The 11,429-nt window shown below is 54.9% G+C and carries 10 protein-coding genes; all 10 read left to right on the top strand.

Annotated elements, in window-relative coordinates; genetic code table 11:
* The first annotated feature begins 2 nt into the window (after window positions 1-2).
* The 10 genes from cheA (at window position 3) to flhE (ending at window position 11,386) form a co-directional block, all read left to right on the top strand.
* Window positions 3-2,018, top strand: coding sequence for a chemotaxis protein CheA (cheA, locus tag F4V72_RS17780; RefSeq protein WP_136058333.1), 2,016 nt, complete (start codon window positions 3-5; stop codon window positions 2,016-2,018).
* 20 nt (window positions 2,019-2,038) lie between these two features.
* Entirely contained in the window at window positions 2,039-2,542 is a 504-nt protein-coding gene (gene cheW / locus F4V72_RS17775) for a chemotaxis protein CheW (protein ID WP_000147290.1), read from the top strand.
* 238 nt (window positions 2,543-2,780) lie between these two features.
* Window positions 2,781-4,442 carry a methyl-accepting chemotaxis protein II gene (gene tar / locus F4V72_RS17765; protein WP_023248816.1) on the top strand — a complete coding sequence of 554 codons (1,662 nt, stop codon included), beginning with the start codon at window positions 2,781-2,783 and terminating at the stop codon, window positions 4,440-4,442.
* 161 nt (window positions 4,443-4,603) lie between these two features.
* Window positions 4,604-5,470 (top strand): protein-glutamate O-methyltransferase CheR, encoded by an 867-nt coding sequence (cheR, locus tag F4V72_RS17760; RefSeq protein WP_000204357.1) that lies wholly within the window; start codon window positions 4,604-4,606, stop codon window positions 5,468-5,470.
* Entirely contained in the window at window positions 5,467-6,516 is a 1,050-nt protein-coding gene (cheB, locus tag F4V72_RS17755; protein ID WP_023248815.1) for a protein-glutamate methylesterase/protein glutamine deamidase, read from the top strand. Before cheR ends, cheB begins: the two co-directional genes overlap by 4 nt.
* A gap of 17 nt (window positions 6,517-6,533) precedes the next feature.
* Complete coding sequence (cheY, locus tag F4V72_RS17750) at window positions 6,534-6,923, top strand: chemotaxis response regulator CheY (protein ID WP_000763861.1); 390 nt, start codon at window positions 6,534-6,536, stop codon at window positions 6,921-6,923.
* A gap of 10 nt (window positions 6,924-6,933) precedes the next feature.
* Window positions 6,934-7,578 carry a protein phosphatase CheZ gene (gene cheZ, locus F4V72_RS17745; RefSeq protein ID WP_023248814.1) on the top strand — a complete coding sequence of 215 codons (645 nt, stop codon included), beginning with the start codon at window positions 6,934-6,936 and terminating at the stop codon, window positions 7,576-7,578.
* A 193-nt stretch (window positions 7,579-7,771) separates the two neighbouring features.
* Window positions 7,772-8,923 carry a flagellar biosynthesis protein FlhB gene (gene flhB / locus F4V72_RS17740; RefSeq protein ID WP_053528942.1) on the top strand — a complete coding sequence of 384 codons (1,152 nt, stop codon included), beginning with the start codon at window positions 7,772-7,774 and terminating at the stop codon, window positions 8,921-8,923.
* Window positions 8,916-10,994 carry a flagellar biosynthesis protein FlhA gene (gene flhA / locus F4V72_RS17735; protein WP_023248812.1) on the top strand — a complete coding sequence of 693 codons (2,079 nt, stop codon included), beginning with the start codon at window positions 8,916-8,918 and terminating at the stop codon, window positions 10,992-10,994. The genes flhB and flhA overlap by 8 nt, the downstream gene beginning before the upstream one ends.
* On the top strand, window positions 10,994-11,386 hold the full coding sequence (gene flhE, locus F4V72_RS17730; RefSeq protein ID WP_023248811.1) for a flagellar protein FlhE: 393 nt from the start codon (window positions 10,994-10,996) through the stop codon (window positions 11,384-11,386). The genes flhA and flhE overlap by 1 nt, the downstream gene beginning before the upstream one ends.
* Window positions 11,387-11,429: the final 43 nt, after the last annotated feature.

Raw genomic sequence — 11,429 nt, 5'->3', positions numbered from 1 at the left:
GCGTGAGCATGGATATTAGCGATTTTTATCAGACATTTTTTGATGAAGCTGACGAGCTGTTGGCAGATATGGAGCAGCATCTGCTGGATTTGGCGCCGGAATCCCCGGACGCTGAACAACTGAACGCCATTTTTCGCGCGGCGCACTCTATTAAAGGCGGCGCGGGCACATTCGGCTTCACTATTCTGCAGGAAACCACGCATTTAATGGAAAACCTGCTGGATGAAGCCCGACGCGGTGAAATGCAGCTCAATACCGACATTATCAACCTGTTTTTGGAAACGAAAGATATTATGCAGGAACAGCTCGACGCCTATAAAAACTCCGAAGAGCCGGATGCCGCAAGCTTCGAATATATCTGCAATGCGCTACGCCAGTTGGCACTGGAAGCGAAAGGCGGAACCGCGCCGGCGGTCGTAGAACCCGCGGCATTAAGCGCCGCGATCCAGGAAGAGAACGTAGCCGAAACCGAAACACCTTGTGACGAGAGTAAACTGCGCATTGTACTTTCGCGGTTGAAAGCCAGTGAGGTCGATCTGCTTGAAGAAGAGTTGGGTAATCTGGCTACTCTGACGGATGTCGTCAAGGGGGCGGATTCACTGTCGGCGACTCTGGATGGCAGTGTTGCGGAAGATGACATTGTCGCAGTGCTCTGTTTTGTCATCGAGGCCGATCAGATCGCTTTTGAAAAAGTTGTCGCCGCGCCGGTTGCAAAAGTGCAAGAGAACATCGAGGTGGCGCCGGTAGCACCTCCGGCGGTGGTTGCGCCTGCCGCCAAAAGCGCGGCGCATGAACATCATGCGGGGCGCGAAAAACCTGCGCGTGAACGCGAGTCCACCAGTATTCGCGTGGCGGTAGAGAAAGTGGATCAGCTCATAAACCTGGTCGGCGAGTTAGTGATTACCCAGTCAATGTTGGCCCAGCGTTCTAATGAGCTGGACCCGGTAAACCACGGCGATCTCATTACCAGTATGGGACAGTTACAACGTAACGCCCGCGACTTACAAGAGTCGGTGATGTCGATTCGCATGATGCCTATGGAGTACGTCTTCAGCCGTTTCCCGCGTCTGGTACGCGATTTAGCGGGCAAACTGGGCAAGCAGGTAGAGTTGACGCTGGTGGGGAGCTCCACTGAACTTGATAAAAGCCTGATCGAACGCATTATCGACCCGCTGACGCACCTGGTGCGCAACAGTCTCGACCACGGGATTGAAATGCCGGAAAAACGCCTTGAGGCCGGAAAAAATGTTGTCGGCAACCTGATTCTCTCGGCAGAACATCAGGGCGGGAATATTTGTATTGAAGTAACCGATGACGGCGCGGGACTTAACCGTGAGCGTATCCTGGCGAAGGCCATTTCGCAGGGCATGGCGGTGAACGAAAACATGACCGATGATGAAGTGGGCATGCTGATTTTCGCGCCGGGATTCTCAACTGCGGAACAGGTCACGGATGTCTCCGGTCGCGGCGTTGGCATGGATGTCGTGAAACGTAACATTCAGGAGATGGGCGGTCACGTTGAGATCCAGTCAAAACAGGGCTCCGGCACCACGATTCGTATTCTGCTACCGCTGACGCTGGCAATCCTCGATGGCATGTCGGTTCGCGTAGCGGGGGAAGTTTTTATCCTGCCGTTGAATGCGGTGATGGAGTCGTTGCAACCGCGTGAAGAAGATCTTCATCCGCTGGCGGGCGGCGAACGAGTTCTGGAAGTCCGCGGCGAGTATTTGCCGCTGGTCGAATTGTGGAAAGTATTTGACGTGGAAGGGGCGAAAACCGAAGCCACGCAGGGCATTGTTGTGATTCTGCAAAGCGCGGGACGCCGTTACGCGCTGCTGGTCGATCAGCTCATCGGCCAGCACCAGGTGGTGGTTAAAAACCTGGAAAGCAACTATCGCAAGGTACCGGGTATTTCCGCCGCGACGATCCTGGGCGATGGTAGCGTCGCGCTGATTGTTGATGTTTCCGCATTGCAGGGTTTAAACCGCGAACAACGTATGGCGATCACAGCCGCCTGATTGAGTGAGAAGGGAATAATATGACCGGTATGAGTAATGTAAGCAAACTGGCCGGCGAGCCGTCAGGTCAGGAATTCCTGGTGTTTACACTGGGAGATGAAGAGTACGGTATCGATATCCTGAAAGTGCAGGAGATCCGTGGCTATGACCAGGTGACGCGCATCGCCAATACACCGGCCTTTATTAAAGGGGTGACTAACCTACGCGGCGTGATTGTACCCATTGTTGATCTGCGCGTGAAATTCTGCGAAGGCGACGTGGAGTATGATGACAATACGGTAGTGATCGTACTGAATCTGGGGCAACGTGTCGTCGGGATCGTGGTGGACGGCGTGTCTGACGTACTGTCGTTAACGGCGGAACAAATCCGTCCGGCGCCAGAATTTGCCGTGACTTTGTCAACGGAGTATTTGACGGGGTTGGGCGCGCTCGGCGAGCGTATGCTGATTCTGGTGAATATCGAAAAACTGCTTAACAGCGAAGAGATGGCGCTGCTGGATATCGCAGCATCACACGTCGCGTAATGACGTTGCCGGATGGCGTTGCGCCATCCGGCAATATTAACCGTTATGCTTCCACCTGCGGTAATATTGCCTCTTCATCGCCCACGCCCAGAACTCCTGCATTTTGCGTCAGCATCGCCGCCGCGACACCGGTATGGTCAATATCGCCTTCCGGGATAACGTTTTTCCTTTTCGCAAATGTAAAGTTATCACCGCAGGTGCCGATAACGTTGATAACTCGTTATCAGGAAGGTGCCTTATGTTTAACCGTATCCGCGTTGTCACAATGCTGATGATGGTGCTGGGGGTTTTCGCACTGCTACAGCTTGTTTCCGGTGGTTTGCTGTTTTCTTCATTACAGCATAACCAGCAGGGTTTTGTTATTTCTAACGAATTACGCCAGCAGCAAAGTGAACTCACGTCGACATGGGACTTAATGCTGCAAACGCGCATTAACCTGAGCCGCTCCGCCGCACGCATGATGATGGACGCCTCTAACCAGCAGAGCAGCGCCAAAAAGGATTTACTCCAGAACGCAAAAACGACCCTCGCACAGGCGGCGACGCACTACACCAATTTCAAAAACATAACTCCATTGCCTGCGATGGCGGAGGCCAGCGCCAACGTCGATGAAAAATATCAGCGTTATCAGGCCGCATTAACCGAACTTATCCAGTTCCTGGATAACGGTAATATGGAGGCCTACTTCGCCCAGCCAACCCAGGGAATGCAAAACGCGTTGGGTGAAGCGCTGGGCAACTACGCCCGGGTGAGCGAAAACCTGTACCGCCAGACATTTGAGCAAAGCGCTCATGACTACCGTTTTGCGCAATGGCAACTGGGGATTCTCGCGGTTGTGCTGGTGCTGATTTTGGTGGTGGTTTGGTACGGTATTCGTCATGCCCTGCTTAACCCATTAGTGCGAGTGATTGCCCATATCCGTGAAATTGCCAGCGGCGATCTGACGAAAACGCTCACCGTCTCAGGGCGTAATGAAATCGGCGAACTGGCGGGGACGGTTGATCATATGCAACGCTCGCTGATTAACACCGTGACGCAGGTTCGCGAAGGTTCGGATGCGATTTATTCCGGCACCAGCGAAATTGCCGCCGGTAATACCGATCTCTCTTCCCGTACCGAACAGCAGGCCTCCGCGCTGGAAGAGACGGCCGCCAGCATGGAACAACTGACGGCTACCGTGAAGCAAAACGCCGATAACGCTCGTCAGGCTTCGCAACTGGCGCAAAGCGCCTCCGATACCGCGCGTCATGGCGGTAAAGTTGTCGATGGCGTGGTGAACACCATGCACGAAATTGCCGACAGTTCGAAAAAGATCGCTGACATTATCAGCGTTATCGACGGTATTGCTTTCCAGACCAACATTCTGGCGCTGAACGCGGCGGTAGAAGCGGCGCGCGCGGGCGAGCAGGGCCGTGGTTTTGCGGTAGTGGCAGGCGAGGTACGTAATCTGGCCAGCCGCAGCGCCCAGGCGGCGAAAGAAATAAAAGCGTTGATTGAAGATTCCGTCTCGCGTGTCGATACCGGTTCTGTGCTGGTGGAAAGCGCCGGGGAAACCATGACTGACATCGTCAATGCCGTTACGCGCGTCACGGATATCATGGGCGAAATCGCTTCCGCCTCGGATGAGCAAAGCCGGGGTATCGATCAGGTCGCTTTGGCCGTTTCCGAAATGGATCGCGTAACGCAACAGAACGCCTCTCTGGTTCAGGAGTCTGCGGCGGCGGCCGCCGCGCTGGAAGAGCAGGCCAGCCGTCTTACCCAGGCGGTATCGGCTTTCCGCCTGGCGTCGCGACCGCTGGTGGCAAATAAACATGAGACGCGTCCGTCAGTGGACGTTCAGTCTGGCAATACGCCGCGGCCGTTAGCCGCCGGGGATGATGCGAACTGGGAAACCTTCTGATCGACATACGCTGTGTGCTATCGGTTATCGATTAATTTGCGAACCTGCCGATACTTTTCGACTGGTTCGCGATAGATAAAAGCAAAAAATGTGTAATACGGGAAGCATGGCGCTGCCGCAGGGCGCGCCCGTTGTATTTTGAATGTGATTAAGAAGGCGCTATGACATCATCTCTGCCCTCCGGGCAAACGTCATTATTGTTACAGATGACACAGCGCCTCGCGCTGTCCGACGCGCATTTTCGTCGGATATGTCAATTAATCTACCAGCGCGCAGGGATCGTGCTGGCCGACCATAAGCGGGATATGGTTTATAACCGCCTGGTCCGTCGGCTGCGTACCCTGGGACTGGATGATTTTGGCCGTTATCTCAGTATGCTGGAGGCTAACCAAAACAGCGCTGAGTGGCAGGCTTTTATCAACGCTCTGACCACCAACCTGACCGCTTTTTTTCGGGAGGCGCATCATTTTCCGATCCTTGCGGAACATGCGCGTCGCCGCCACGGCGAGTACCGCGTCTGGAGTGCGGCGGCATCGACGGGAGAAGAACCTTACAGCATCGCCATTACGCTGGCGGATGCGTTGGGGATGGCTCCCGGTCGCTGGAAAGTGTTCGCCAGCGATATTGATACTGAAGTGCTGGAAAAAGCGAGAAGCGGTATTTATCGCCTCAGCGAACTGAAAACGTTATCGCCGCAGCAGTTACAGCGTTACTTCATGCGCGGTACGGGGCCGCATGACGGATTGGTGCGCGTGCGTCAGGAACTGGCCAATTATGTTGAATTTTCCTCCCTTAATTTGCTGGAAAAGCAGTACAACATACCCGGCCCCTTTGACGCGATATTTTGCCGTAACGTCATGATCTATTTTGATAAAACGACACAGCAGGACATTCTGCGCCGTTTTGTTCCACTCCTTAAACCTGACGGACTGTTGTTTGCCGGTCACTCAGAAAACTTTAGCAACCTCGTGCGCGAGTTTAGCCTGCGCGGACAGACGGTGTATGCGCTAAGTAAGGATAAAGCATGAGTAAAATCAGGGTATTGTCGGTTGATGATTCTGCGCTGATGCGTCAAATCATGACTGAAATTATTAATAGCCATAGCGATATGGAGATGGTGGCGACCGCGCCGGACCCGTTGGTCGCCAGGGATCTCATCAAAAAATTTAATCCGGACGTATTGACGCTGGACGTTGAGATGCCGCGTATGGATGGCCTCGATTTTCTGGAAAAACTGATGCGTCTGCGTCCGATGCCGGTGGTGATGGTCTCCTCGCTGACCGGTAAAGGTTCCGAGGTGACGCTGCGGGCGCTGGAGTTGGGGGCCATCGATTTTGTCACTAAACCGCAGCTTGGTATTCGGGAAGGTATGCTGGCGTATAGCGAGATGATCGCTGAAAAAGTGCGTACCGCCGCGCGAGCCCGCATCGCCGCGCATAAACCGATGACGGCCCCGGCAACTTTAAAAGCCGGTCCGCTGCTCAGTTCGGAGAAACTGATTGCTATCGGCGCTTCAACGGGCGGTACTGAAGCTATCCGCCATGTGCTGCAACCGCTGCCGCTTTCCAGTCCGGCAGTGATTATTACGCAGCATATGCCGCCTGGCTTTACCCGCTCGTTTGCCGAGCGCCTGAATAAACTCTGTCAAATCAGCGTCAAGGAGGCCGAGGATGGCGAACGCGTATTGCCAGGTCATGCCTACATTGCGCCCGGCGACAAGCACATGGAGCTGGCGCGTAGCGGGGCGAATTATCAAATCAAAATTCATGACGGCCCGCCGGTGAACCGGCATCGGCCTTCCGTGGATGTGCTGTTTCATTCGGTGGCGAAACACGCGGGGCGCAACGCCGTAGGCGTCATTCTTACGGGGATGGGCAACGATGGCGCAGCCGGAATGTTAGCGATGTACCAGGCAGGTGCCTGGACCATTGCGCAAAACGAAGCAAGTTGTGTGGTGTTCGGCATGCCGCGCGAGGCCATCAATATGGGTGGCGTAAGCGAAGTGGTCGATCTTAGCCAGGTAAGCCAGCAAATGCTGGCGAAAATCAGTGCCGGACAGGCGATACGTATTTGAACCAGGAGTAGTATTTTATGGCGGATAAAGAGCTTAAATTTTTGGTTGTGGATGACTTTTCGACCATGCGTCGTATCGTGCGCAACCTTTTAAAAGAGCTTGGATTTAACAATGTGGAAGAGGCCGAAGACGGCGTCGATGCGCTGAATAAGCTCCAGGCGGGCGGCTTTGGTTTCATTATCTCCGACTGGAACATGCCGAACATGGATGGTCTGGAGCTGCTGAAAACCATTCGCGCCGATAGCGCCATGTCGGCGTTACCCGTGTTGATGGTAACGGCGGAAGCCAAGAAAGAGAATATTATCGCCGCCGCGCAGGCTGGCGCCAGCGGTTATGTCGTAAAACCGTTTACGGCAGCGACTCTGGAAGAGAAGCTAAACAAAATCTTTGAGAAACTGGGCATGTGAGGATGCGATGATGATGCAACCATCTATCAAGCCTGTTGATGAAGGCTCAGCAGGAGACATCATTGCGCGCATCGGTAGTCTGACCCGAATGCTGCGCGACAGCCTGCGCGAACTGGGGCTGGACCAGGCGATTGCCGAAGCGGCGGAGGCGATACCCGATGCGCGCGACCGTCTGGATTACGTCGTCCAGATGACGGCGCAGGCGGCGGAACGCGCGCTAAACAGCGTAGAGGCCTCGCAGCCGCATCAGGATGCGATGGAAAAAGAGGCGAAAGCGCTGACACAACGTTGGGACGAGTGGTTTGAAAATCCGATCGAGCTTTCCGACGCCCGTGAGCTGGTGACAGATACGCGCCAGTTTCTCAAGGATGTCCCGGGCCATACCAGTTTTACGAATGCGCAACTGCTGGACATCATGATGGCGCAAGATTTCCAGGACCTGACGGGTCAGGTGATCAAACGCATGATGGACGTGATTCAGGAGATTGAGCGCCAGTTGTTAATGGTGCTGCTGGAAAACATCCCGGAACAGGGCGCGCGCCCAAAACGCGAGAACGAAAGCTTGCTCAACGGCCCGCAGGTGGATACCTCGAAAGCTGGCGTAGTCGCCAGCCAGGATCAGGTGGACGACCTACTGGACAGCCTTGGGTTTTAAGCCTTTTTGACCTGATGGCGCTGCGCTTATCGGGTCTGAATCCGTCAACCAGGCCGGATACGATACCTTCTTATCGTATCCGGTTATCCATATTAACGCCATAAACCCCGCCTTTTTTACCGCTTACTCTGCCCATTGGCGTAAAGCGGTTCTGGCATCATTCTCGCTTATCAATCTATCCAGGGTTTGCTGCGTGGCAGAAGAGAGCGACGACGACAAAACAGAAGCCCCCACACCCCACCGACTTGAAAAAGCGCGGGAAGAAGGGCAGATCCCCCGCTCCAGAGAGCTAACCTCACTGCTGATATTGCTGGTGGGCGTTTGCATTATCTGGTTCGGCGGCGAGTCGTTGGCGCGGCAACTGGCGGGAATGCTCTCAGCAGGCCTGCACTTCGATCACCGTATGGTGAACGATCCTAACCTGATCCTGGGACAGATAATTTTGCTGATTAAAGCGGCGATGATGGCGCTGCTACCGCTCATCGCGGGCGTGGTGCTGGTGGCGCTTATCTCGCCGGTTATGCTTGGCGGTCTGATTTTTAGCGGTAAGTCACTACAGCCCAAATTTTCTAAATTAAACCCACTACCGGGAATTAAGCGTATGTTCTCGGCGCAGACCGGCGCGGAGCTGCTAAAAGCGGTGTTGAAATCCACGCTGGTAGGCTGCGTTACCGGATTTTATCTCTGGCATAACTGGCCGCAAATGATGCGCCTGATGGCGGAGTCGCCAATTACCGCAATGGGGAATGCACTGGATCTGGTCGGACTCTGCGCGTTACTGGTGGTACTGGGCGTGATCCCGATGGTGGGATTTGACGTTTTTTTCCAGATCTTTAGCCACCTGAAAAAATTGCGCATGTCACGTAAAGATATTCGCGACGAATTTAAAGAGAGCGAAGGCGATCCGCACGTTAAGGGCAAAATTCGCCAGATGCAGCGCGCCGCCGCACAGCGCCGCATGATGAACGATGTGCCGAAAGCGGACGTCATTGTCACCAACCCGACGCACTATTCCGTGGCGCTGCAGTATGACGAAAACAAAATGAGCGCGCCGAAAGTGGTCGCGAAGGGGGCCGGGTTGATAGCGCTGCGCATTCGCGAAATAGGCGCTGAACACCGGGTTCCCACTTTAGAAGCGCCGCCGCTGGCGCGGGCATTATATCGCCACGCCGAAATCGGTCAGCAAATTCCCGGACAGCTATATGCTGCCGTTGCGGAAGTGTTGGCCTGGGTCTGGCAGCTTAAACGCTGGCGGCTTGCGGGCGGGCAACGTCCTCCACAACCTGAGAATCTTCCAGTGCCAGAAGCGCTGGATTTTATGAACGAGAAGACTACTGATGGCTAATCTGGTCGCGATGCTGCGCCTGCCCAGCAACCTGAAATCAACGCAATGGCAAATTCTCGCCGGGCCGATCCTCATTCTGCTGATTTTGTCGATGATGGTGCTGCCGCTGCCTGCTTTTATCCTCGACTTACTGTTTACCTTTAATATTGCGCTATCGATCATGGTGCTGCTGGTGGCGATGTTTACCCAGCGTACTCTGGATTTTGCCGCGTTTCCGACCATCCTGCTGTTTACCACGCTATTGCGTCTGGCGCTTAACGTGGCCTCAACGCGTATTATTTTGATGGAGGGACATACCGGCGCGGCGGCGGCGGGAAAGGTGGTGGAGGCGTTCGGTCATTTCCTGGTCGGCGGTAATTTCGCGATCGGGATTGTGGTCTTTATCATTCTTGTCATTATCAACTTCATGGTCATCACCAAAGGCGCCGGACGTATTGCCGAAGTCGGCGCGCGCTTTGTGCTGGACGGTATGCCCGGTAAGCAAATGGCGATTGATGCCGATCTTAATGCCGGTCTGATTGGTGAAGACGAGGCCAAAAAGCGGCGTTCGGAAGTCACTCAGGAAGCCGATTTCTACGGCTCGATGGACGGGGCGAGTAAATTTGTACGTGGCGACGCCATCGCCGGTATTCTCATCATGGTGATTAACGTGGTCGGCGGGTTGCTGGTCGGCGTATTGCAGCATGGAATGAGCGTGAGCAGCGCGGCGGAAAGCTATACCCTGCTGACCATTGGCGACGGCCTGGTCGCCCAGATCCCGGCGCTGGTCATCTCCACGGCGGCGGGTGTCATTGTAACCCGCGTCAGTACCGATCAGGATGTCGGCGAGCAGATGGTCGGCCAACTGTTCAGTAACCCAAGAGTAATGCTGCTTGCAGCGGCGGTACTGGGGCTGCTTGGCATGGTGCCTGGAATGCCTAACCTGGTATTTTTACTCTTTACCGCCGCCTTGCTCGGCCTGGCATGGTGGCTGCGCGGGCGCGAAGAAAAAGCGCCTGAGGAGCCGCAGCCGGTAAAAATGCCGGAGAATAACTCGGTGGTCGAAGCCACCTGGAATGACGTACAGCTTGAGGATTCACTGGGAATGGAAGTCGGTTACCGCCTGATTCCGATGGTGGATTTTCAACAGGATGGAGAATTACTCGGACGTATTCGCAGCATTCGTAAGAAATTCGCGCAGGATATGGGGTTTCTGCCACCGGTTGTCCATATTCGCGACAATATGGATTTACAGCCTGCGCGTTACCGTATTTTGATGAAAGGGGTAGAGATCGGCAGCGGGGACGCTTATCCGGGACGCTGGTTGGCTATTAACCCCGGCACGGCGGCGGGAACACTACCGGGCGAGAAAACCGTCGATCCAGCTTTTGGCCTTGATGCCATCTGGATTGAAAGCGCCCTGAAAGAGCAGGCGCAAATTCAGGGCTTTACCGTAGTTGAAGCCAGTACTGTTGTGGCGACGCACCTTAACCACTTGATTGGCCAATTCTCCGCCGAACTGTTTGGCCGCCAGGAAGCGCAGCAACTGTTGGATCGTGTCTCTCAGGAGATGCCTAAACTCACAGAAGATCTGGTCCCCGGCGTCGTGACCCTTACGACCTTACACAAAGTCCTGCAAAACTTACTGGCGGAAAAAGTCCCGATTCGCGATATGCGAACCATTCTTGAAACGTTGGCGGAACATGCGCCGTTACAAAGCGATCCGCATGAATTAACCGCCGTGGTACGCGTGGCATTAGGACGGGCTATTACGCAACAGTGGTTCCCCGGTAATGAAGAAGTGCAGGTGATTGGCCTGGATACCGCGCTGGAACGTTTGCTGCTTCAGGCATTGCAGGGCGGCGGCGGTCTTGAACCGGGTTTGGCGGATCGCCTGCTGGCGCAGACGCAAGAGGCGCTTTCTCGCCAGGAGATGCTTGGCGCGCCGCCAGTATTGCTGGTTAACCATGCGCTACGTCCATTATTGTCCCGCTTTTTGCGACGCAGTTTACCGCAGTTGGTGGTGTTATCGAACCTTGAGCTTTCCGATAACCGTCATATCCGCATGACAGCGACCATTGGAGGAAAATAATGCGTAAGTGGCTGGCGTTGCTGCTCTTTCCCCTGACGGTTCAGGCCGCAGGCGAAGGCGCGTGGCAGGATAGCGGTATGGGCGTAACCTTAAATTACCGGGGCGTTTCCGTATCGTCTTCGCCGCTGTCGGCGCGTCAGCCGGTTTCCGGTTTGATGACGCTGGTCGTCTGGCGTTATGAACTGAATGGCCCGACACCCGCGGGATTACGGGTACGTTTATGTTCCCAGTCCCGTTGCGTAGAACTTGATGGTCAGAGTGGCACGACCCACGGTTTTGCTCATGTTCCCGCAGTCGAACCGCTCCGCTTTGTCTGGGAAGTCCCCGGCGGCGGCCGACTCATCCCCGCATTAAAAGTGCGGAGCAATCAGGTGATTGTTAACTACCGCTAACCGCCCATCTTTTCACCAGGCAGCAGGAATGCTGCTGCCTGTT

It is taken from the genome of Salmonella enterica subsp. diarizonae, assembly GCF_008692785.1.
Taxonomy (GTDB): domain Bacteria; phylum Pseudomonadota; class Gammaproteobacteria; order Enterobacterales; family Enterobacteriaceae; genus Salmonella; species Salmonella diarizonae.
This window is presented reverse-complemented; position numbering and strand designations above follow the sequence as displayed.